This window comes from Enterococcus quebecensis, assembly GCF_001730365.1.
GTDB classification, from domain to species: Bacteria; Bacillota; Bacilli; order Lactobacillales; family Enterococcaceae; genus Enterococcus_L; species Enterococcus_L quebecensis.
Window position 1 is genome coordinate 132,102 of record NZ_MIKB01000001.1, and the last position, 22,665, is coordinate 154,766.

The 22,665-nt window shown below is 33.5% G+C and carries 21 protein-coding genes, 1 other RNA gene and 1 other annotated feature (1 of these 23 cut by a window edge); of the genes, 7 read left to right on the forward strand and 15 right to left on the reverse strand.

Going from position 1 to position 22,665, the window contains the following annotated elements; all coding sequences use genetic code 11:
* Position 1: a binding site (T-box leader), on the reverse strand; it reaches 203 nt to the left of the window's first position.
* 65 nt (positions 2-66) lie between these two features.
* From tsaD to pbp4, 5 genes are all read right to left on the reverse strand, one after another.
* Positions 67-1,101 carry a tRNA (adenosine(37)-N6)-threonylcarbamoyltransferase complex transferase subunit TsaD gene (tsaD, locus tag BCR23_RS00600; RefSeq protein ID WP_069633566.1) on the reverse strand — a complete coding sequence of 345 codons (1,035 nt, stop codon included), beginning with the start codon at positions 1,099-1,101 and terminating at the stop codon, positions 67-69.
* A complete protein-coding gene (gene rimI / locus BCR23_RS00605; RefSeq protein ID WP_069633567.1) occupies positions 1,098-1,562 on the reverse strand; it encodes a ribosomal protein S18-alanine N-acetyltransferase in 465 nt (154 codons plus the stop codon). The genes tsaD and rimI (BCR23_RS00605) overlap by 4 nt, the downstream gene beginning before the upstream one ends.
* Positions 1,563-1,566: 4 nt before the next feature.
* The gene (rimI, locus tag BCR23_RS00610) at positions 1,567-2,115 is read right to left on the reverse strand and encodes a ribosomal protein S18-alanine N-acetyltransferase (protein WP_069633568.1); all 549 of its coding nucleotides are present in this window, start codon (positions 2,113-2,115) and stop codon (positions 1,567-1,569) included.
* Positions 2,099-2,818 (reverse strand): tRNA (adenosine(37)-N6)-threonylcarbamoyltransferase complex dimerization subunit type 1 TsaB, encoded by a 720-nt coding sequence (gene tsaB / locus BCR23_RS00615; protein WP_069633569.1) that lies wholly within the window; start codon positions 2,816-2,818, stop codon positions 2,099-2,101. The genes rimI (BCR23_RS00610) and tsaB overlap by 17 nt, the downstream gene beginning before the upstream one ends.
* A 128-nt stretch (positions 2,819-2,946) precedes the next feature.
* Entirely contained in the window at positions 2,947-4,980 is a 2,034-nt protein-coding gene (gene pbp4, locus BCR23_RS00620; RefSeq protein WP_069633570.1) for a penicillin-binding protein PBP4(5), read from the reverse strand.
* A 282-nt stretch (positions 4,981-5,262) separates the two neighbouring features.
* Between pbp4 and BCR23_RS00625 the strand changes: the two genes are divergently transcribed.
* From BCR23_RS00625 to BCR23_RS00635, 3 genes are all read left to right on the forward strand, one after another.
* Positions 5,263-6,495: an SPFH domain-containing protein gene (locus BCR23_RS00625; RefSeq protein WP_069633571.1), complete on the forward strand. Its 1,233-nt coding sequence runs from the start codon at positions 5,263-5,265 to the stop codon at positions 6,493-6,495.
* Positions 6,496-6,616: 121 nt separating this feature from the next.
* Complete coding sequence (locus tag BCR23_RS00630; protein WP_069633572.1) at positions 6,617-7,789, forward strand: TFIIB-type zinc ribbon-containing protein; 1,173 nt, start codon at positions 6,617-6,619, stop codon at positions 7,787-7,789.
* Positions 7,786-8,589, forward strand: coding sequence for a TPM domain-containing protein (locus BCR23_RS00635; protein ID WP_069633573.1), 804 nt, complete (start codon positions 7,786-7,788; stop codon positions 8,587-8,589). The genes BCR23_RS00630 and BCR23_RS00635 overlap by 4 nt, the downstream gene beginning before the upstream one ends.
* Before the next feature lie 67 nt (positions 8,590-8,656).
* Here the strand turns inward: BCR23_RS00635 and BCR23_RS00640 are convergent, their stop codons facing one another.
* On the reverse strand, positions 8,657-8,965 hold the full coding sequence (locus BCR23_RS00640) for a DUF6506 family protein (protein WP_069633574.1): 309 nt from the start codon (positions 8,963-8,965) through the stop codon (positions 8,657-8,659).
* A gap of 646 nt (positions 8,966-9,611) precedes the next feature.
* Here BCR23_RS00640 and BCR23_RS00645 point away from each other — a divergent pair.
* Entirely contained in the window at positions 9,612-11,726 is a 2,115-nt protein-coding gene (locus BCR23_RS00645) for a YfhO family protein (RefSeq protein ID WP_069633575.1), read from the forward strand.
* A gap of 118 nt (positions 11,727-11,844) precedes the next feature.
* Here the strand turns inward: BCR23_RS00645 and ffs are convergent.
* Both ffs and tadA read right to left on the reverse strand, forming a co-directional pair.
* Positions 11,845-11,929: signal recognition particle sRNA small type (ffs, locus tag BCR23_RS00650), an RNA gene on the reverse strand.
* 40 nt (positions 11,930-11,969) lie between these two features.
* Positions 11,970-12,482 (reverse strand): tRNA adenosine(34) deaminase TadA, encoded by a 513-nt coding sequence (gene tadA / locus BCR23_RS00655; RefSeq protein ID WP_141706662.1) that lies wholly within the window; start codon positions 12,480-12,482, stop codon positions 11,970-11,972.
* A gap of 80 nt (positions 12,483-12,562) precedes the next feature.
* Between tadA and BCR23_RS00660 the strand changes: the two genes are divergently transcribed.
* A complete protein-coding gene (locus BCR23_RS00660; RefSeq protein WP_069633577.1) occupies positions 12,563-13,417 on the forward strand; it encodes a helix-turn-helix domain-containing protein in 855 nt (284 codons plus the stop codon).
* Between the two features lie 49 nt (positions 13,418-13,466).
* Here BCR23_RS00660 and BCR23_RS00665 read toward each other — a convergent pair whose 3' ends face one another.
* Together BCR23_RS00665 and BCR23_RS00670 are read right to left on the reverse strand one after the other, a co-directional pair.
* Complete coding sequence (locus BCR23_RS00665; RefSeq protein ID WP_069633578.1) at positions 13,467-13,802, reverse strand: hypothetical protein; 336 nt, start codon at positions 13,800-13,802, stop codon at positions 13,467-13,469.
* A gap of 83 nt (positions 13,803-13,885) precedes the next feature.
* Complete coding sequence (locus tag BCR23_RS00670) at positions 13,886-14,590, reverse strand: zinc metallopeptidase (RefSeq protein WP_069633579.1); 705 nt, start codon at positions 14,588-14,590, stop codon at positions 13,886-13,888.
* 181 nt (positions 14,591-14,771) lie between these two features.
* On the opposite strand from BCR23_RS00670, the gene BCR23_RS00675 reads away from it, so the two are divergent.
* Complete coding sequence (locus tag BCR23_RS00675) at positions 14,772-15,128, forward strand: YxeA family protein (protein WP_069633580.1); 357 nt, start codon at positions 14,772-14,774, stop codon at positions 15,126-15,128.
* Positions 15,129-15,180: 52 nt separating this feature from the next.
* Here BCR23_RS00675 and BCR23_RS00680 read toward each other — a convergent pair whose 3' ends face one another.
* Positions 15,181-16,185, reverse strand: a complete 1,005-nt coding sequence (locus BCR23_RS00680) for a nucleoid-associated protein (protein WP_069633581.1) — start codon at positions 16,183-16,185, stop codon at positions 15,181-15,183.
* 226 nt (positions 16,186-16,411) lie between these two features.
* The gene (treP, locus tag BCR23_RS00685) at positions 16,412-17,878 is read right to left on the reverse strand and encodes a PTS system trehalose-specific EIIBC component (RefSeq protein WP_069633582.1); all 1,467 of its coding nucleotides are present in this window, start codon (positions 17,876-17,878) and stop codon (positions 16,412-16,414) included.
* Between the two features lie 241 nt (positions 17,879-18,119).
* Here treP and BCR23_RS00690 point away from each other — a divergent pair, with 241 nt between their 5' ends.
* Complete coding sequence (locus BCR23_RS00690; protein ID WP_069633583.1) at positions 18,120-19,484, forward strand: TrkH family potassium uptake protein; 1,365 nt, start codon at positions 18,120-18,122, stop codon at positions 19,482-19,484.
* A gap of 782 nt (positions 19,485-20,266) precedes the next feature.
* Here the strand turns inward: BCR23_RS00690 and BCR23_RS00695 are convergent.
* The 3 genes from BCR23_RS00695 to BCR23_RS00705 form a co-directional block, all read right to left on the reverse strand.
* Positions 20,267-20,467 carry a cold-shock protein gene (locus BCR23_RS00695; protein WP_010761095.1) on the reverse strand — a complete coding sequence of 67 codons (201 nt, stop codon included), beginning with the start codon at positions 20,465-20,467 and terminating at the stop codon, positions 20,267-20,269.
* Between the two features lie 510 nt (positions 20,468-20,977).
* Positions 20,978-21,952: a DUF3829 domain-containing protein gene (locus tag BCR23_RS00700; protein WP_069633584.1), complete on the reverse strand. Its 975-nt coding sequence runs from the start codon at positions 21,950-21,952 to the stop codon at positions 20,978-20,980.
* Between the two features lie 126 nt (positions 21,953-22,078).
* Positions 22,079-22,582 (reverse strand): LURP-one-related/scramblase family protein, encoded by a 504-nt coding sequence (locus tag BCR23_RS00705; RefSeq protein ID WP_069633585.1) that lies wholly within the window; start codon positions 22,580-22,582, stop codon positions 22,079-22,081.
* Between the last annotated feature and the right edge of the window lie 83 nt (positions 22,583-22,665).

Genomic DNA, 22,665 nt, shown 5'->3' on the forward strand with positions numbered 1-22,665 from the left:
TATTAAACTCGGTTTATTATAGCAAATATTTCTCTCTCTGCCTAGTCTTGTCCATTGACTTTATGTTTACATTGTCATAAAAGTTAAACTAGGATCTGCATTTAAGTTATAATCAGCGATATGATTTTTTTCCGCTTCTACAAATGCCGCTGCACCGATCATTGCTGCATTATCTCCACATAATCTAAGTGGTGGAACAATGAATGTTACACCAGGCAATTCTTTGGAAGTTTGCTTACTTAAGCGCTCCCTTAGGCCTCTATTAGCCGCTACACCACCAGCCATTACTAATTGTTTGACTGGGTATTCTTTACATGCTCGAATTGTTTTATCCACTAATACATCAATGACACTTGCTTGAAAACTCGCAGCCAAATCTTTGACTACTAATTTTTCATCACGTTGTTCCGCATTATGCACAGTATTGATAAATGAACTTTTCAATCCGCTAAAACTAAAATCATAATTCTCTTCTTTGATCATTGCACGAGGAAAATGATACGTATCTTCGCCTTGATGCGCTAACTCATCTATCTCTTTACCACTGGGATAGGTTAAACCTAAAACTCTACCCACTTTATCGTAGGCCTCACCGGCTGCATCATCTCTTGTTTCACCAATAATTTCAAAGGATCCAGTTTCTTTCATGTAAACAAGCTCCGTATGACCCCCACTTACTAATAATGCCATTAAAGGAAACTCTAGAGGTTCCTCAAAATGCGCTGCATAAATATGGCCAGCCATATGATTAACTGGAATCAAAGGCAAATCGTGTGCCCAAGCAAACGTTTTAGCCGCAGAAATTCCGATCAACAAAGCTCCTACTAAGCCCGGCCCATAAGTAACAGCTACACCACTTAACTCATTAGGCTCTATCCTAGACTCTTTTAAAGCATCATCAATACACAAAGTAATTTCTTCCACATGGTGACGACTAGCTACTTCTGGTACAACTCCACCGAAGCGCTGGTGACTTTTCACTTGAGAAGCCACAATATTTGATAAAATTTTATCACCATCTTCAACAACCGCAACACTGGTTTCATCACAGCTGCTTTCAATTGCTAAGATTAATTTTCTTTCTTTATTAAAAAAAGTCATTGATTCACTTCCTTAACTTTTAAACACATAACAACTCCGTCTTCTTTGGGATGATTGTAGTAATTTTTCCGACGGTTGATTGTTTTGAATCCTTTTTTTTCATATAATTTTTGAGCATTTAAATTAGAGACACGAACTTCTAAAAACGCCTGACTAATTTTTTTCTCCCCAATCTGTTTGATGAGTTGATCTATCATTTTGCTACCATACCCTTGTTGCTGAAACTCTTTATGGATTACAACATGGGTAATATCAACTTCATCCAAAACCCAGTGATAACTGATAAAACCAATCCATTGATTTTCTTCTATTAACACAAGATATTCACTTTTCTCTTGAGCTAAGTCAACCTCAAATTGTTTTAATGACCATGGTGATCCATGAAGGTATGACTCTTCGCTTAAACACCAAAGCGGGGCTGCAGGATCTTTTGATGGTATATTTCCCTTTAAATAATACATCGATTCACACTTCTTTTAAATATAAAATCATCTCTAGCGCATCTTCTTTATCTTCCGTATAATAATTAGGTTTAATCGTATTTGACAAGAACCCAAGTTGTCGATAAACACGCTGGGCATTTTTGTTACTTAGTCTAACTTCTAAAGAAATCGTCTCACAATTATTTGCTTTAGCAAATTGCTGGATTTCCCTTATTAAAAAACTGCCAATTCCTTTTCCCTGCTCCTTTGTCAAAACAGCAACATTTGTAATATGAGCATCACTACCAAAAATTCGGCAACCAATAAAACCAATTGTCTGATTATTTTTTTGAATCAATAAATATAGATGAGGATCTGGCGATTGAAGTTCTACTAGAAAAGCTGTTTTCGTCCATGGTAATTCTCCCGCATAGACTTCTCTTTCAATTGAAAGTAAATCCTTGATATCATCAAGGACAATTGCACGTACAGCATATTCTTGTTCTGAAATCTCTACCATTTTTTCATCATACGGTCGATTTTTAAAAAATATACCTAAAATACTATGAAAAAGATTAAATTTTTTCAACATAATTTTCTACCTCAGGTGTATGTTCTTTTAGCCAATTTTCTTCTGCTTCCACTCGTTTTAAATACATCGGTAAAAAGTGATGAGGATCCGCTTCTGGTTCGGCCAATCTACCTAGTTCCGCAAGAGTTGCTCCATTAGGTATTTGCCATTGAGGATACTCATTGATCTGAGCATTCGGTAATACTGATTCAATCAATTGGCGAAATTTCTCAACATCTTCTCCTACAAAATAAAGGCTTGAGTATTCTTTTAGTTGTTCAAGCCACTCTTCCATGGCTATATGACGATCTGATTTTATTGTTGTTAACACGCCATCTACATATTCATAAGCGCCAGTATAAACATTATTTCTTCTAGCGTCAAATACTGGAATAATCGGCCCATCCACAATGACACAATTTGCTGCCAACGCTTTTAAACTAGAGATGCCAACTAATTCTTTTTTTAAAGTATACGCCAATGTTTTTGCTGTTGTTACACCAATTCTTAGCCCTGTATAAGAACCTGGACCTTGAGCCACTACGATCCTATCAATATCATTTGGTATTAAGCCAACCTCTTTCACTAATTGCGTGATTGCTGGCATCAAAGTTAGACTGTGATTTCTTTTAACTGTGATTGTATGTTGTCCTATTATTTTTTTCTCTTCACAAACAGCAACTGTCAATGTCTGATTGGAGGTATCAATCGCTAATATCCGCACAAAAAAAATCCTTTCTTTCTTCATGTTAGTTGGTTTATTGTAGCATATTTTTATTCCTTCGTAAAAACACGAGAAGTTAAAACGAATAAAGAAGGACAAAAGCAATCACTATACTTTTGTCCCTTTTGTTACTTGATGTTCGCCTCTAAATAATCAATCAGAGGTTTACTAATATTTGTTGCAGTATCATTTTTTCTGGAATCCTCTACCATTATCATAGCTGAAAACTTATTATTACTTCGATCCATTGCTAAAAGGAAACTATTTTCTTTTCCAAGAGTATCTTGTTTATCCTTGATTTCAGCAGTTCCTGTTTTAGCTGCTAGTGAAAAGTCAGGATTGTACATGTTGTGAACATATCCTGATTCATCCTCCACACTTCCAAGTAAATCTGTTACGACCGTATTTGCCGCATTTGAGCTGATGACGTTTTCTTTCGTCTTCGTTTCTTTATTCAACTCAATTTTTGGATAGACTAATTTCCCTTCATTTTGGAATACAGTATACATTGTAGATTGTTGGATCGGCGTCACTAACAATTGCCCTTGCCCATACCCTGTATCTGCTAATAGTATTTCTGATTTAAATTTATCTTCATTAGAAAGTTGTGCTGGGTTCATTGGAATCGATAAATCTAATTTTTCATCAAAAATAAATTTATCCAACCCTTTTCTAAACGTATCTTCACCCATACGTAACGTTTGCTCCGCAAAATAAATATTATCAGAATTTACTAAAGCAGTTCTTAAATTAACTGGACTTGCTTCTTTCACACGGGTGACAAAATAATTTCCCCAAGAGGCATCTTTTTGCCATTTTAACCCATTAATTGCAATTTCTTCATCTGGTTTCAATGTGCCAGCGTCCAGACCAATGGCACCTGTAATTGTTTTAAAAGTAGAACCTGGCGCATATCCTGTCGCAAATCTTGCTGTGAACGGTAAATTCTCATTATTGGCATACGCATCATAATCCGCTTGTGAAATACCATTTGCCATTTTATTTGGATCAAAAGATGGCGAGCTGGCCGCTGCTAATAAATCTCCTTGTTGCGGGTTCATAATAACTGCACTACCAGGACGGTTATTAAAAATATTATATGCTTGGGACTGAACATTCTTATCTATAGTTAGTTGAATGTTTTCGCCATCTTTTTTATCCACTTTTTGAACAACCACTTTTGGAGCACCCTGTTCATCGGTAATTGTGATGTTCCCACCATCTTGTCCTCGAAGTTCCTTATCATAAGATTGTTCTAAACCTACTTTACCAATCACACCGGAACTACTTAACGTTGGATCCTTCTCGATATCTTCTGCAGTAATCATTCCTACATAACCAATTAATTGAGCAGATGCTTCTTTCAATGGATAGTAACGAATGGTCTTGTCTTGAGATGCTGCACCTGTGGGCAAGGTTGTTATTGGATCAAAAGAAATTTTCATTGGCACAAATGAATCTGGCTTAACCCAATTTTGTTTTAATTTTTGTTCAATTTCGTCTACCGGAATATTGAATTGATCGCTGAAAGCCTTGATATTATTTGCCTTATCTTGTCCATCACCAAGTTTTCCAGGAACAAGACCTACTTGATCAAATGCTTGATTAACTGCCAATCCCTCACCATTACGATCAACAATCTCTCCTCTAATAGCGGAATCTACACCAATTGATACCTTATCCTGACCTGACATACCAGGAAAAATTAAATTTGGCGCCCATTCAACTTTGTAACGATCTCCGTCTTTCTTGATCGTTGTTTTATACGCCAAGTTCTTCAAATTTCCTAAAGGCGTGGTCATTTCTAAAGTGTATGAAAATGTAAAGTTACCATCTTTTCCCTTAGTAATTTTTACATCTTTACTTTTGATTCCTTGTGCTTGAATCCCTGAAAAAACTGTTTGATATTTTTCGACAACTTGGGACTTGTCATAGCCACTTTGCTTAACAGATGAGTCACTTAATGAGTCAGAAAATTGATCAAATTCTTGTTTCGAAAAATGTTCTAAAAACATATCAGCAGATTTTTCAACTTTTTTTAATTCTTGCCCTTTCTGCCACATATCATAAGCAAAATAACCTCCAACTGCAGCAACTATTGTGATTCCACCAACAGCTATAATTAGCGGTTTTTTTGATTTTTTTCTCTCTCTTCTTTCCAATTCTTACTCCCCCAACTTTTCAATTCAATGTATTTATAATTTATTATACCTTATCCTTTACCCCCTAAGGTAGAAAAATGAAGCTTTTAGCAAAAATATAAAAATTTTGGCTATCCCAACCTGGTTTCACTCGCTACTTTCATTTCATAATCAGTCCTTAGCGGTATTTTTATTAAGGGATCATATGGTATACTATTTTTACTTATTACTTTTTATATTAGCTAGACGGGCAAACATTTCAGAAAAAGCCAACTATGCTTTCAATTTTAGGAGGAATTTAGGATGGGATTAATCAAAGCAGCAACAAGTGCACTAGGCGGCGGCTTAGCGGATCAATGGATTGAAGTTATTGAACCTGAAAACATGGGTGACACAACCGTCATGACAAAAGGTGTTTTTGTTCGTAAAAACGATAAACGCGGATCGAATCGTAAAGGAACAGAAGACGTTTTAACAGATGGTTCTGTTATCCATGTTTACCCTAATATGATGATGATTTTAGTCGATGGCGGAAAAATCATTGATTATACTGCCGAGGAAGGCTACTACACAGTCAAAAATGATTCTGCTCCTTCTGCTTTTAATGGCTCTTTAAAAGACGCAATTTCTGAAACTTTTGATCGTTTTAAATTTGGCGGTGTTACACCTCAAAAACAACAAGTTTTTTATATCAATTTACAAGAAATAAAAGGAATCAAATTTGGAACCTCTTCACCAATCAATTATTTTGATAATTTTTATAATGCTGAGTTATTTTTGCGCGCACACGGGAATTACTCAATCAAAATCACAGATCCATTGTTATTCTTCTCAAATGCGATTCCTAGAAATAAGAATCAAGTTGACATCAACGATATCAACGAACAATATTTATCTGAATTTTTAACAGCACTTCAATCAACCATCAATAAGATGTCTGCTGATGGTGAACGTATTTCTTATGTCCCATCTAAAAGTTTAGAATTGAGTAAATACATGGCCCAAGTTTTAGATGATGAATGGCGTGAATTACGTGGCATGGAAATCGTTTCTGTAGCTGTAGCCAGCATTTCATATACCGATGATTCGACTAAATTGATCAATATGCGAAATCAAGGTGCTATGCTTAGTGATCCAAGTGTTCGTGAGGGGTATGTTCAAGGATCTATGGCTCGTGGTATGGAAGCAGCTGGAAATAATGAAGCTGGTGCTATGAACGGCTTTATGGGCGTTGGCATGGGTATGAATACTAGCGGCAATTATTTTTCACAAGCATCACAAACCAATCAACAACAAATGCAAGAAAAACAACCGCAACAAAATGCTCAAGCCTCTACTGACAATTGGACATGCCCACAATGCGGAACAGAAAATACTGGTAAGTTTTGTTCTAATTGCGGTACACCAAAACCAACGAATGAAAAACCAAAATTAGAAATGAAATGCAGTGAATGCGAAGAAATAGTCGATTTATCAAATGGTATTCCAAAATTCTGTCCTCATTGTGGTAAACCATTCCAAGGCATTCCTTTATAAATCCAAAAAGACTAGGGCTTGGCAACTGCGTCTGGCCCTTTTTCTACATAACCAATAACAAAGGAATAACAAAAGTTGATACTTTCTGTATTTAATTATTTATCAAAAGAAAGGAAAAATCATGACGGATACTTTTACACATAAATGCCCAAATTGTGGTGGTCCTTTATTATTTGATCCAAAAGATCAAAAATTTCATTGTGAATACTGCTTAAGTATCTTTACAGAAGAGGAAGTTACCGCCTATGAGAACGCGCAACGAGACGCTCATTTAGAAGATGACTCCACTCAACTTAATAAAGAAGAACTCACCTTCACAGCTGAGTCCCAAGTCGATCAAATGACTGACGAAGAAAAATCCTCTTTCAAAGAAGCAACAGGTGCTAACGAAAACGCTGAAGATTCTTTGGAAGGTGTAATGGAAATATTCAATTGTCCAAGTTGCGGCGCTCAGATTGTCACTGAAGCAACAACTGCAGCTACTTATTGTTACTATTGTCATAACCCAGTTGTTTTATCTGGCCGATTAAGCGGACAATTTCTTCCCGAAAAAGTCTTGCCTTTCGCTGTTGAAAAAGAGGAAGCTATTGAAAAATTTTTAGCTTGGACAAAGAAAAAATGGTTTATTCCTAAAGACTTTTTCAATAAAGAACAAATTGATAAATTGACTGGTGTTTATTTCCCTTATTGGGTCGTAAATGCAGAAGTTGATGGTCAGATGAACGCTCTGGGAACGACTATTCGTATTTGGCGTATTGGTGACATTGAATATACTGAAACAAAACAATTTGATGTAGAACGTCAAGGGAAAATTGCCTTTAAAGAACTAATCAAAAATGCTCTTTCTAAAAATGTTCAGCAAAAAATGGTTGAAGCCGTTCAACCTTTCCAAATAGACAAAGCTGTACCTTTTAAAAGCCAATATTTAGCTGGCTTCCAAGCGGAAAAACGAGATATTGAATATGAAGCAATCAAAAATACTGTTGAAAGTGAGTTAAATGATTATTCAGAATCATTATTAAGAGACACTGCTTCCGGATACACCACATTAACTAATTTACGCACAGATATTTCTTTAGAAAGCGAAAAAAATCAATATATGCTGTTACCAATTTGGTTAGTGACCTATCGAAGCAACGAGCAGTCAAAAAAAGTTTATTACTATGCCATGAATGGACAAACTGGAAAAGTTAGTGGAATTTTACCTATTAGTTATAAACGATTAGGATTATTCACCTTTGGTATTTTCGCTGTATTGTTAGCTATTTTCCTGATTGGAGGCTGGTTTATGTGAGAAAAATTATTCTTAGTATATTATCAATTATTTTTCTACTTTTCGGCTTTTCTTTAAATGTTCAAGCGGCAGAAGATTCAATTGATGATCAAGCCTCTCTCTTTACATCAGAACAAATAATTCAATTAAAAGAATTAATCGCTCCGATTGAAAACAAAGCAAAAGCGAGAGTTTATATTGTATCAAATAATAACAACGATATTGATCCTAATCGATTTGCAGACTACTATATGTTAGACCGTATTGGAAAAGATCAAAATGGAATTACCTTCTATATAGATATGAATCAACGAAAATTTATTATTTCAACTTCTGGGAATATGATTGATTATATGGATAATAAACGAATTAATCGTACTTTGGATGACATTGAAGTTAGTATGAAAAACGGTAATTACTTCCAAGCATCCCAGAGTTTTCTAGAAAATATTAGCCATTATATCGATCAAGGCGTCCCTGGCGGACACTATCGTATTGACACTGAAACTGGCAAAATCACTCGTTTTAAATCTTTGACTACAACCGAAATAATCATTGCTTTTGTTGCTGCAATCATTTTAAGCGCCGTGTTCTTTATCGTAAACATTTCAAAATATCAATTAAAATTCGGCACATACCACTATCCATTTAGAGAAAAATCCAACTTGAACTTAACAAGGCGAAATGATACTTTAATCAATTCCTTTGTTACAACTCGCCGTATTCCTAGAAATAATTCTCGTAGTGGTGGTTCAGGAGGTGGAAGTAGCACTCATTCCACTGGAGGCGGAACGTTTGGCGGCGGCGGTCGCAGCTTTTAAAATATAACTAAAAAATCCCCATTTAAAAGAGAGACTTAAGTTCGGCTTTTAAATGGGGATTTTTTAATTAAATCATAATATTTAATAACTGCTGACGAAATTCTGGTCCATATGACACAGTACCAACTGGAATTTCATAACTCAATGCCTCACAAATTTTGGTCACCCAACTCGGACCAAATCCACCGCACAACTCAATCATTTGAACCCCTTCTGCTTTAAGTTTCTTAGCAACCTCAATAACACTACCATCTTCTTTTGCTTTAGGATCAAAACCTACAGTGATGAATGTACAAGATCCTAATTCATTTTTATTAATAACTGTATTTTGTTCAGGTGAAAAGTAAAAGAATGCCCATTTATTTAAGTTTTTCATGTTATTAATCCTCCGATATAAAAGATATTAGCTTATATATCAAAAACATTAGCCCTGTGCAACCGAAATGTTTTTACGTTATTTAATAGAAAAATTGTTCAATAAATCAAAACTAAAAGCAACGTATTTGTTAAACAGTCAGACCTGTCATTTCTATTTAACAATCACACAGATCGACTAAATCGGAAAGAACGATTCCTACTCATTATAAACTAGGATATGTAGTACATCCTTTAGTTCCAATCGGTTTTTACGTTCTTTTTATAATTTTTTTTTGATTTTCTTTCATTTTTAAGTTACAATCATTTTTATGAAATTATTTCAAACTAAAAAGAGCAATGATAAGCTGATAAGGTACACTTGTTTAGCTTGTGGTTACGTTCTGATCAAAACCAAACCCGACGAAAAAGACTTGAAATGCCCATTATGTGGTAATACACAGTCATTTGCTTACGTTGAGTTATAAGGAAGCCTTCGCAGGCTTTTTTGTAAGCAATGAAAAACCTATATCCTTTTCATTGCTTACAAAAACTCCCCTGCAGGAACATCAAAAACAAACCGTACAAAGTGATTGAAGCTCAAAATTTTATTATGCACTTGGGTTAGTTATACTGTAAACATTGAAAATTCTATTTGGGAGCGTATTATGAATAAAAATCTAATTATAAAAAGTCGAACTACTTCCTTTACGATCTTATTTTTAATTGTATGTATTGTTGGATTCATGCCTCTAATGATCAATAACTATACCTTAATTTGGAATATAGATGGTGTCGGACAATATTATCCAGCCTTTATGTATACTGGAAGATATTTGCAAAACTTCGTTTCTGGTTTACTTAGCGGCCAGTGGGTATTGCCTTCGTTCGATTTGTCCATAGGTATGGGAGAAGACATCATAGGATCATTAAATTATTATGGTTTTGGCGATCCACTAAATCTACTCTCTATATTTGTTACAAAAAACAATAGTGCATTTTTATTTTCAGCGATGATTATCTTAAGGATGTGGTTGTCTGGATTGTCTATTTTGTATTATTTTAACTATCTAAAATTTTCTAAATTCTCATCAATATTATCTGCTTTATGTTATACATTCAGCGGTTTCGCACTATATGGCGGGCTATGCTACATTGAATGGTTCTCTGTTTTAATCTATACCCCCTTAATTTTAATGGGTATTGAAAAGATTCTAAATGGAGAAAAATTTACTCTATTCGTCCTTGCTGTGTGTTACGCTGGCTTATGCGGTTTCTATTTTCTATTTATGTCTTCTCTTATCTTAGCTATCTATTTGCCCGTCAGATTACTTTTTCGAGGATTTAAAATACGATCTTTTATTAAAACTATATTGAAAACTTTTTATGCTTATATTTTAGGAATTTTTTTGTCTTCACCCTTTTTATTTCCAGCTATACAAGCCTACTTTAACAGTGAAAGACAAACACTTGATCCATTTCAAATTATTTTTAACAAACAAAATTATATACCTAAACTTGATTTTGATTTTTTCACCTACTTAACTCACCCTTTTTATAACAACTCACCCTACCTTAGCGGGGTCGTTATTTTGCAATTAGTATCTATCTTATTCCTTATATTTTTACCCAATAATAAGCAGAAGTATCAATGTATTGTCTTTTTAAGCATCGGACTATTTGCGTCTACTTTACCTATAACCGGGTATTTATTTAATGGATTTGGCCAAACTAATCAAAGATGGTACTATATCCTTCATATTCTTTTTGGCGGAATATTTGTCTACACTCTGGATAATTTTATGTATATGGTATCTAAACATTCTTTAAATATTGGGTCAAATCGCAAGAAGATTCATTTAATTTACGCATTAATTATGGTTTCAGTGATTGCCAATGTGTCTGTAAACCTTCTGTCAGCTTTTTCTGAGAGCGCATCAATCTCTCGCTCTGGTGGAAATGCTGCTAAAAATTGGCGTTCAGAGTTTATTCCATTTAAAAATGCTAAAGTCTATACCGACTCTCCTTACAACCAATTTAGCAATCATGATAACGATGCGGACCCATTTTTCAGAGTCTCTAACGATTCTTTAACAGGTATTAATTGGCGTCCAGAAAACGTTGCTATGCTGAATAATTACTATGGTTTAACGTATTGGTTCAGTATTATTAATAAAAATACCCAGACTTTGGTTGATAAATACAAAGGTGCCCAAGCTTTTTGGAGATCATACGGGTTCCAAACGAATGTTTCTCTCAATTCTTTATATGCTGTTAAATACTACATGACACCCAAAACTTTGGACAATTCAGATGATTATTCGCTAAAAGATACCACAACCTTTAACGATAAAAAATGGAACTTATATGAAAATAAAAATTTTTTAGGCTTTTCATACCTCGTGGATACTAAAACATTTAACGAAGCTACGACTAATAAACAAACATTCATTAACGATATGGACAAACTATATTCAAGTGCTAAAAAAGATTCCGTCGTTTCAAAATACGACATAGACAAAATAACTTTAACCACAAATGTTGAAAAAAACGAAACATTAATCTTGCCAATTTCTTATAATAAAAATTGGAAGGCTTCTGTTGATGGACAGAAAATAGAACTAGATAATATTGAACCTATTTTCATGTCGGTAAAATTAACAAAAGGCACCCACAAAGTACAATTTGTCTATAACAACATAATGATCAAACTTGGGTTGATTTGTTCTTTCTGCTCGATATTTCTTTTATTCTTGTTAAATCAAAAAAAACTTCAAAAGTAAATAAAGTGCCTCTAAAAGCTAGACTATGAAAGTTAGCTTTTAGAGGCACTTTATTTATCTTATTTTTTTAGTTTCAGACTAAATAAAAAAAGACCTATCAGTCTTCGTTATAATCATATTCAATTCAGACACATGGCGGCACTTATTTAGTGCTGCTTCCTTCCGGATCTGACACGCTTCATAAGCCCACCATTGTCCTAGCCTTTCGGCAAGATTTAGTATACCGCATTTTTTGATGCTTGGCTAGTCTTTCTGTTGATTTTTTAAAAGTTTCTTTTCATTCCTCAGTTTTCTAAAAAAATTTGAGAGTAAACTTCCGCACTCTTCTTCTAAAATTCCTGACTCTACATATGCTATATGATTAAATCGTTCATCTTCTAATAAATTCATCAATGTGCCGGCCGTTCCACCTTTTGGATCCTTCGCACCATAAAAGACCTCATCTACTCTTGAAAGAATCATAGCACCACTACACATGGGACAAGGTTCTAGTGTAACAAATAATTGAGCTCGTTCTAATCGCCAGTTATCAATCGCCTTACAGGCTTGCTTGATAGCAAACATCTCAGCATGTGCTGTTGCATCCTGACTTTCTTCTCTAAAATTTGATCCACGTCCAATAATTTGCCCATCTAATACAACAATTGCGCCAATCGGTACTTCTTTAATGGCTTCTGCCTTTTTCGCTTCTTTAATAGCTTCTAACATAAATCTTTCTTTTTCTTCTATAGTTAGACTTGTCGTCTTTCGATTCAAGCAATTTCCGCCTTTCATTCTTTATTATCATTAAACTATTATACCTACTTCATGGTACAATAGTTTAGTGAGGTGTGTCTATGACTATTGAGGAATTAATGGAATTATATCCTTTAGGAAAAATTCAGAAAACAGAATCAACAGGTGATGACCTTTCATTACGGATTGATGAAAAGTATTTTATCATTGCCAAAGAAACATTACAAGAAACAGAAATTCGTTTGTTAGAAAAAATGTTTCCGTCAAATGACTATTGTATCAATCAAAAAAAACACCCTTGGTTCGGTTACCTATTCAATCAAACGATCATTGAACTACAAGGTTCTTTCCGAATAATGCAAATGCAACTCAAAAAACCGAAAGCGTTTTTACAAACGGAATGGGAAAACAGCATTACAGAAATCTTTCCTAACTTGCAGGATTTCTTTTTCCTCAACGAAAACAATGGTATTTTAATTGAAAAATACACTAAAAAAAACTATACCTTGGAGGAATTACAAAGTATTTTTTTGACATTGGATGCTGATTTTGACACTTCAACAACTGTTTTTGTAGGAAATTTTTTTCCTGTTAATGAGCAGTTGCCCAAATTATTTCAAGAAGAACAGCAAATTTTTAAAGATGAAGCAGAAAACCTTCGTGGAAAATCAGCTTTTTCATTAAGTGATGTTGCCTTACATTATTTTACTAAAGATGCCTTAGATAAAAGTTTAATCATCCAAACGTTTGGAAAACAATTAGTTTTAACAACGGAAATTCAGCAAATTATCCTTTCTCTCTGGCATAATCAGGGAAACATCAGCTCTGCTGCTAAAGATCTATATATGCACCGCAATACCCTACATTATCGTCTAGAAAAGTTTTATGAACAAACAGGACTTTCTTTAAAACGAATGGATGATCTTGTATTTTGCTATTTATTAATCACAAAATAAAAACAAGTAAGTTAGCAACTTTTCAAAAATTGCTAGCTTACCTGTTTTTTTACATCATTTCTTCAACAAAACTGAACAAACAATCTTTTAAATTATCTGTATTATCTTTTATAGTCTCACCATAAGAAGAGATTTTTTTTCTACCATCTTTGACTTTCCCTAAAACATTCATCATAGAATCAAGCTCGTCATCAGATAAATCATCTACAATCCCTAGCAATTTTTCATTGCCGCCGAACTTATCATTTACGAATTTTTTTGCTTTTAAACGATTCGATACATGGTAAACTTTTTTAACGATTTTCTCAGACGCAATCACTGCAACTGAAATACCCGCTACTGCAGCTACACTTAAACCAATACTAATTTTTGTTGATGTTTTCATTCTTTTCAGCTCCCTTTTACTAACTATTTCTATGATACCACACTCTTAAAAATTGAGGTAATAAAACAAGATGCAACCTAGTTTTAGTTTCTGCGATTATTACCACTAAATAAAATAATGAGACGAAGCAATTGTAAAAATGTAGATAATGCTGCTGCCACATATGTTAATGCTGCCGCAAACAAAACTTTTCTAGCCATAGGTACTTCTTCTTCCGTTAAAATATTACCATCTGACAATATTTTCAACGCTCTACGAGATGCATTAAACTCAACTGGCAGTGTGACTAATTGAAAAAGTAAAGCCAATGAAAAAGCGAATATACCAATATTAATCAACGCCTGATTCCAACTCAAAAGCACCCCAACTAAAATAATTGGAAAGGATATGGCAGAACCAATATTGGCTATAGGTACAATCGCAGCACGTATTTTCAATGGATTATATCCTGTATGATCTTGCACTGCATGCCCACATTCATGTGCAGCTACACCAATCGCTGCAACCGAAGTAGATTGAGCCGTTGCTTCCGATAAACTTAAGATTTTATTTCCAGAATTATAATTATCCGTAAGATCACCTGCAATTTGCTGAACACCAACATCATTAATGTGTTCTGCTTGTAAAATATATTGCGCGGCTTTTGTGCCAGTTACGTTATTTCGACTTTGAATTTTATCGTATTTTCTAAAAGTACTATTTACATAAGATGATGCTGCCATTGATATCAGCAACCCTATGATAACTAAAATATATGTTGGATCAAAAATCCCATAAAAAGGCATCATTCTAACCCCTCCTATTCTTTTCTCCATTGTATCACGACTTTCTAAAAAAAGTGTACCCAGACTTTGACGAAATTATGAACGTTAAAAAAACAATCACTAACAAAATTGTCACATAATTTTAAGTCATTTAGATGGCATACTTTTAAAAAAAAAGGCATACTACAGCTAAGAGGTGAAGATATTGAAAAAAATACTAATTTACATTCTGCCATTTGTTCTTTTAACTGCTGGTATATGGTTTGGTTATGACTATTACTATGGGGGAAAAACTTATTATACCCGTGTCAATACACCTGATGGAACGAAGACAGGAAAGTTCTCTAACGGTGAGAAATATACAGAATATGATTATACGCAAACTGCTTTTAATAGTAAAGGTGAAAAAAATGTCCAAACATTGAGAGAAATTAGAGATAAACCATTGAGGATTAATGCTTATTTAAAATTAAAAGTAAATCCTAGAAAAGGTGTTCTAAGTTGGGAAGAAATTCCTGAAGAAAACGTTCCAAAAAAAGCTCTGGATCAATTAACTGATTAGATAGACTAAAAAAAGCTCTTCAAAAGAAGAGCTTTTTTTAGTCGTGTTAAGATTATAATTGATTACTAATTTTTTCAATATTTTTCAAAACAATAGATACCGTTCCATCCGGATTATTAACAAACTCAATCAGATCTCCATTACGATAAACATCAATCGGAACAATCAATTCAATCCCATTGCTCATCTTCAATTTTTGCTTACCAAATTTTTTCTCTGATATCTCTCTAGCTTCACGAACAGGTGGTGTTTTATCTACAAATTTCGATTCATTCACTTCATCTTGATAGGCCATCCGAGCTGAAATGTTTTCTTTAAAGACCAGTTCAGCTACTTGTTCATTATCGATCGTTCCAGTTTCTTCAATACTTTCATAAACCGCTTCTTTCACAGAAGCAATTAATTCAAATTCGTCTTCATTGAATTTTTTTCCAATACGTTTTACTGCTTTTTTGATTTCTTTCATATTTTCTTCTATAGAAGGTGCAGGTTCCGATTCGATCACTTTTTCTGAGAAGTACCAAACTTTTTCACCAGAAAACTCATAACGTTTTTCTAGCAGCTCATATGCCAAAGTATCTAGATTCACCGTCATTCCTTCATCTGGTTTTTGAGACTTCGATGGTAAAATAGCTCGGTTGATGATTAACTTATTGTAAACAGCTTCATCTTCATAATCTACATAATGCGTATAACTTTCTTTATAATTCAATTTAATCATTGCCAAATGCATTACAGTATCCAGTTCATACAAAATGAAAAGGACATCGGCACTTGGTGCATCCTCACTACCAGAATAAATATCATACCAATGCTGAGCCAACTGTTGACTCTTTTGAACAAAATCATTAGGAATTCCTCGCATCTTGTCCACAAAGCCACTTTCTTCTGCTAAAACACCTGTTTTTGTTTGAGCTGTTGAAAGTTTGGTGATTTTGCTCGTTAAATACACTCGTATGTATTCTGTTGTCAAATCCAATTCCTTCTCTGAAAATACTGGAGTCCCAGTTTCACGATCAATAATGTGTAAAATTGCACTTTTTAAATAAATATCCATCAATCATTCTCCCTTTTCTTAAGCCCTATTTAGTCTACCTGAAACAACAAAAAAAGCCAACTATTTTATTAGAAAAGTAGAACAAATCGATTAGCTATAGAAAAAATTAGACCTCTGAATAGACACCTCGTTTGTTCAGGTTGTGAGTGGATAAGAAAACTAATTTTAGCCACAAAAAAAGTGAGACAATCCTCTTATCTCACTTTTTCAGCTATAAAAATAATCATTACATCTCTTCTACAAATAATTTTCCTGTCACTTCATCAACTGGGTCTAGTTTATTAAAAATACCTTTCTTTCTGAAAATATACGTTAGAATAAATGGTACAACAACTGCTATCAACATCGCTCCGAAAAATGCTAAATAATATTGAGGAACAATAGATAAAATCCCTGGCAATCCGCCAACACCAATACTGATCGCTTTAACATCAAACAATGTTGCAAACAACCCTGCGCTAGCAGAACCAATCATGCCTGCGACAAAAGGATAAATGTACTTTAAATTGATTCCAAACATTGCAGGTTCCGTCACTCCTAGATAACAAGAAATCATAGCTGGAATCGATACCTGCTCTTCTTCTTTGTTTCCTCTGTGCATAAATACAACAGCTAACACCGCTGAACCTTGAGCAATATTTGACAAAGCAATCATCGGCCAAAGATTTGTCGAATGGAAATCAGCAATCAATTGAAGATCGATAGCATTTGTCATATGATGCAGACCTGTAATCACTAATGGCGCATACATGAAACCAAACACGGCACCAAATAACCAATTAAAGGAAGAAGTCAATCCCGCATTTACAATATCTGAAATCCAACTTCCAACAGCCCAACCAATCGGACCTAAAATCACATGAGCTGCTATAACAGTTGGCACTAAAGCAAATAGAGGCACAAAAATCATCGAAACAGCTTGAGGTATAACTTTCCTAAAGTAGATCTCCAAATATGCCAGTAAAAATCCTGCTAACATTGCTGGAATAACTTGCGCTTGATAACCAATCATATCCACTTGAGCAAATCCAAAATCCCAAAATGGAATATCAGCTGCTGCTGTACCTGCCACGGCATAAGCATTTAGTAATTGTGGTGAAACTAAAGTAATACCTAAAACGATACCCAGAATTTGTGTTGTTCCCATTTTTTTAGTAATACTCCACGTAATACCTACAGGCAAGAACTGGAAAATTGCTTCGCCAATCAGCCATAAAAATGAATTCACCCCACTCCAAAATTGTGAAACATCAACAATTTTTTGTCCATCTAAAAAACCAAAAGGAATACCTTCTAATACATTACGAAATCCTAAAATCAGTCCACCAATTACCAATGCAGGTATCAGTGGCGTAAAAATCTCTGCCAAAACTGAAATAGCCCGTTGAATCGGATTTAAATTTTGCTTTGCAGCCGCTTTTCCTTGTTCCTTGGAAACGCCTTCAACTCCTGAAATAGAAGAAAATTCATTATAAAATTGAGCTACCTCATTTCCAATAATAACTTGAAACTGCCCAGCATTTGTAAAAGTTCCCTTAACAGAAGGAATTTTTTCAATCTCTTTCGTATTCGCTTTACTTGGATCATTAAGAACAAAACGCATCCGAGTTGCACAATGTGAAACAGCAGCAATATTCTCTTTGCCCCCCACATCTTCTAATAACTTTTTAGCATCGTCTTGAAACTTAGCCATTTTATTCACGCCTCCCTTTCAACTTGTATATACAATTAGTTTGTATTTGTATAATACTTTATAATTTAAAATTTTACAAGCGTTTTCTTTTTTAAATTTAAATTTTTTATACTCTCTTATTCATTCAAAATAGTCTCGCCTCTCAAATTACTGGAAATTATTTCATAAAATGGTACACTTGAATTTATCAAATAAAATTGAAATATACTGCACAATCAAAGTATGTTGAACGAGGAATAGAATGAAAAAAAATAAATTGACTATCAAAATAAAAAAACGTTTATCAGCTGTTCAAGTTTTAGCTTTAGGTTTTATCGTCTTAATTTTTATCGGCGGATCGTTGTTAACTCTACCCTTCTTTTCACGAAGTGGTACAGCAACCCCTTTTATAGATGCCTTATTTACAGCTGTTTCTGCTGTTTGTGTTACTGGCTTAACTACACTAAACACTGCTCTACATTGGAATGCATACGGTCAATTAGTTATCATGCTTCTCATTGAACTAGGTGGCTTAGGTTTTATGACAATGCCAGTACTTTTATACTTTATCCTTCGCAAAAAGATTACACTTAGTACCCGCATTTTATTACGAGAAGCTCTTAATCTAGATGATATGTCAGGAGCCTTTCGACTAATGATGTATGTCGTTAAATTGGCAACAGTTATTCAATTAGTTGGAGCATTATTACTTTCATTCGAATTTGTACCTGAATTTGGCTGGAAGAAAGGTCTTTTCTTTGGTATTTTCCATTCTATATCTAGTTTTTGTAATGCTGGCTTTGATTTACTAGGAGACAGTTTGACTCCTTATCAGACAAATCCTTTCATTTTGTTAGTTGTGGGTGCTTTAATTATTTCTGGTGGTCTTGGTTTTATCGTTTGGCAAGATTTACTTCTTTATAAGAAAAGACGTAAGTTTTCTTTGCATACTAAAATCGCCCTTATTACAACTCTTTCTTTATTGATTGGCGGATTCATTATTTTTTTCGTCACAGAACACAACGCAAGCGATTTAACTACTGGTACTAATTTTTTTGATCGTTTAGCGAATACTTTCTTCATGTCTGTAACGCCGAGAACGGCAGGCTATTACTCTATCGACTACTTGCAGATGACAAATGCGGGTTTAATTACAACTATGTTTTTAATGTATATCGGCGGAACTTCTGGTTCTACAGCAGGTGGTCTAAAAACGACAACTTTTGCTGTATTAGTGATTCAAATTGTTTCAATCTTTAAAGGTCGTACTCGTGCTGAATTCCAAGGACGTACGATTCGCAATAGCACTGTCTTTCGTGCTTTAACCTTATTCTTTATCACATTGACGTTATGTGTACTTTCCATCATGCTTTTGACGATTACTGAAAACATCCCAGAATCCTCTGGCATAGAATATGTAGCATTTGAAGTATTTTCTGCATTCGGTACAGTTGGTCTGACTATGGGACTAACACCTGATCTGACAAATATAGGAAAAATAATTATCATGCTGTTAATGTATATTGGTCGTGTTGGCATCTATACTGTTGGTTTTTCACTACTAACGAAAGGTCAAAAACAACAAGCAAAATTTAAATACCCTGATGAAAGTGTAATGATTGGATAAGAAAAAGAAGCTTATGAATTTATATCCCATAAGCTTCTTTTTTATTTTTATCTTTTTTTAATTATGGATCAATAAAAGAACAAAAAATCCCACCCTCTAATGAAGGTGGGAAAAGGAGTTTTACTCTAAAGAGTAAAATGAAAAAATAAAAAGGGTTGTTGTTGGTATGAATTTATAATACTATTTTTTTAAATATTTATCAACTAATATCCCTTCAAAAACAATTATTATTTCAAAAAAAAGAAATCAATTTGTTTTTCGTCAATAAAATAAAGGATTATATAGAAGAAGTATTAGCAAATAATTTATTAAATTTGAATTTATGCTGATACATCAAATACATAACAAAAAAATCCCACCCTCTAATGAAGGTGGGAAAAGGAGTTTTACTCTAAAAGAGTAAAATGAAAAAATAAAAAGGGTTGTTGTTGGTATGTTTGTATAATAACTTCTAATTGAAAAAATATCAACAGATACGCTTTATTAAAATAAATAAATTTAGATGTACATTTTTAACTGCAGAAAAAATCTGAAACAAACTTTTTTCAAATAAGTGACTCACATCTTTCCGAACTTTATATTACTTCTAGTTAAAAAAACAAATAATAAGAGTCATTTTATAAAATAATTCCTGTGTTTTCCAGTATGTTTCGGACTTTTACGTCCATCTAAAGATTCTGCTGAATATGTTTACCGACTATCATTCTTCTACCCATAAGCAATAGCTTTTTTGAGCAACAAAAAAAGATCCGATAAAATCGAATCTTATAAATAATCTTAAATTAGTTTTTTACAATATTTACTGCTTGTGGTCCACGTTGACCTTCTTCGATATCAAATGATACGCTTTGGCCTTCGTCTAAAGATTTGAATCCGTCACCTTGGATTGCTGAAAAATGAGCAAACAAGTCTGTTCCGTTATCTTGAGTAATAAAACCAAAACCTTTATCTGCGTTAAACCATTTCACTGTACCTGTATTCATAAATGTGTTCCTCCTAGTGCTTTTAGCACGATTAATTTTTGCAATACCTTTGTGATAAAAAAAAGAGGAATTAAAACACCCTTACGAATGAAATGACCTATTAATTTAAATTACAATTATACTACAAATGTTATTATACGACCTTATTAACCAAAAGTACATATATATTTCCTATTATGAGAAAACACTCATTTTTATATTTAAAAACTGCAGAATAAAATCCCATCTCTGCTGAGATGGGATAAGGATAGTTATTTGTTAAGGTATTGATTTTTCAGACTTACTAAGTGTACTATATAAACTTCTTTCATGCAATCATATATTATTCAACTTATTAAATTAACTACTCTTCTTTTATATCTCTTCCTATAATCTAAAACAATCGTTATCAGTATAAAGATCTGTTCTCCTGAATACTATCCATGTCTCACTAATGATTTTATCTTTAAACGTATCAAGTAACACAGACCTATAAAGACTTAATATTACTTTTATAGAAAAAACCCAATACTAATTTATTTTATTATACGCATCAATCAACGCTGAATATGCATTTGATATTTCCTTCGTAGAATCGGTCAATGATTCTTCATCTTCAAAACTTGCAGAAAGTGTATTTGATAAACTTTTAAACTCTGATGCTTTATCTATAAAATTGTCAATATCGAAAGTTGAACTTGAAGAAAACCCTTCTTTTGCTATAGCGTTTGAATCTTTAGGAACTGCTTTAAGTTCATCTAATGCTTTAGAAATTTTAATGTTTACTTCAGCATATTCCTCAGGTATCAAATTTATCGTTCCATCCTCAGTTATACTGTCATTAACCAGATTTCTAGTTTCTTTTGCTACATCAATAAATTGTAGCATTCCTAATGAAATTTTATTTCCCTCTTTTTCATGCGATTTCCGTTCTTTTTTCTCTGTTTCACTCATTAAAGCTTGCATGTTATCGTGGAATTTTTTAAGTAGTTTATCTGCTTGTTTATAAACCGATAATAATTTTGTATTTAACTCTTTTCCTTTTTCATCATGATCATTCAAGAAATCTTTTTCATTATAATAGCTCTCAATTTCTTCTAAAATTGACATTTCTTTTTTTAGAACCGTTAGTAATGCTTCTACATCCTTATCAACATCCATTTTCGGTTTAGTAGAGATTGCTTTATCAGCTTCTTCAATCGCCCGTTGTACTGAACTAGTATCCCCTATAAATCCAAGTGCATTTTTATCGTCTGTTGGTGCAAAGTTACCAGCTTCATCTATATGATACTCAGCATAAGAACTTTCTATGGTTGTTAATTCATCTGATAGCACATTGAATAAGTCAACATATGCATTATACTTATCTCCTTCATCCATTTTTGAAGAATTAGAACCATAATTATCAATACTCTCTTTAGCCTTTTTCACTGTACCACACCCAGTCATAATAACTACCATACTGAATACTGACATTATCATAAACACTTTACTTTTATTTCTCATTTACTCCAATTCCCCTATTTTATTATTTATTAAAGAATTCGCCTGACACATTCATTGACTATACAATTATGTTAAATACTCTACTTTTAACTCACTATATATATTATTTTTCCCCTGTGCCACTGCCTATCTCTTCGTATAATAAATACGGTCCAAAGCTATTGTTGTTAGTAAGAAAGCTTTATGGTCATGAGCATCATCAATCTCGATATGGTACTCATCTCCACCTAAAGTCAATTTTCGTTTATCAATATCACAAATAATTTTATCCTGCAACGTAAACTGGTGGCTTCCTGTCATTCCATAACCTAATTTAACCTCTCCTATAGGTGAATCAATAGTAAATTTATAAGAGAAAATATTCAAAGAACGAGCCATAGAAAATACGGTCTTGCCATCAACTAAGATATGATATTTTTTGAAATTATATCTTAGAAACGATCCAATAATACTTAAAATATTTACTTTTGTTTCACACTTTGCCAAGCTTTGACCATTTAAGTCAGTAATTTCAAATTTTTCTCTTCCTAGAAAACTCCCTTTAACTTTGTATAATTGATTTCCTGATACATCTAAGATTTCATAAGTAGGTTTTAAAGCAACTAACTTTTGTTTGATAATATATTTCATATATAATTCTCCTTTTTTTGTTCTTCTATCTCTTGTTACTTAGATCACTTTATACTAAATCAAAATGATCTTATCCAAAACAA

Coding starts and splice junctions, on each gene's coding strand:
- BCR23_RS00645 (WP_069633575.1), top strand. CDS start 9,612: ATGAATAAAAATCTAATTATAAAAAGTCGAACTACTTCCTTTACGATC.
- BCR23_RS00625 (WP_069633571.1), top strand. CDS start 5,263: ATGGGATTAATCAAAGCAGCAACAAGTGCACTAGGCGGCGGCTTAGCG.
- rimI (WP_069633567.1), bottom strand. CDS start 1,562: ATGTATTATTTAAAGGGAAATATACCATCAAAAGATCCTGCAGCCCCG.
- BCR23_RS00630 (WP_069633572.1), top strand. CDS start 6,617: ATGACGGATACTTTTACACATAAATGCCCAAATTGTGGTGGTCCTTTA.
- BCR23_RS00665 (WP_069633578.1), bottom strand. CDS start 13,802: ATGAAAACATCAACAAAAATTAGTATTGGTTTAAGTGTAGCTGCAGTA.
- BCR23_RS00640 (WP_069633574.1), bottom strand. CDS start 8,965: ATGAAAAACTTAAATAAATGGGCATTCTTTTACTTTTCACCTGAACAA.
- BCR23_RS00705 (WP_069633585.1), bottom strand. CDS start 22,582: ATGAAATATATTATCAAACAAAAGTTAGTTGCTTTAAAACCTACTTAT.
- BCR23_RS00680 (WP_069633581.1), bottom strand. CDS start 16,185: ATGGATATTTATTTAAAAAGTGCAATTTTACACATTATTGATCGTGAA.
- BCR23_RS00695 (WP_010761095.1), bottom strand. CDS start 20,467: ATGAATACAGGTACAGTGAAATGGTTTAACGCAGATAAAGGTTTTGGT.
- BCR23_RS00660 (WP_069633577.1), top strand. CDS start 12,563: ATGACTATTGAGGAATTAATGGAATTATATCCTTTAGGAAAAATTCAG.
- rimI (WP_069633568.1), bottom strand. CDS start 2,115: ATGTTGAAAAAATTTAATCTTTTTCATAGTATTTTAGGTATATTTTTT.
- BCR23_RS00690 (WP_069633583.1), top strand. CDS start 18,120: ATGAAAAAAAATAAATTGACTATCAAAATAAAAAAACGTTTATCAGCT.
- BCR23_RS00670 (WP_069633579.1), bottom strand. CDS start 14,590: ATGATGCCTTTTTATGGGATTTTTGATCCAACATATATTTTAGTTATC.
- BCR23_RS00700 (WP_069633584.1), bottom strand. CDS start 21,952: ATGAGAAATAAAAGTAAAGTGTTTATGATAATGTCAGTATTCAGTATG.
- tsaD (WP_069633566.1), bottom strand. CDS start 1,101: ATGACTTTTTTTAATAAAGAAAGAAAATTAATCTTAGCAATTGAAAGC.
- treP (WP_069633582.1), bottom strand. CDS start 17,878: ATGGCTAAGTTTCAAGACGATGCTAAAAAGTTATTAGAAGATGTGGGG.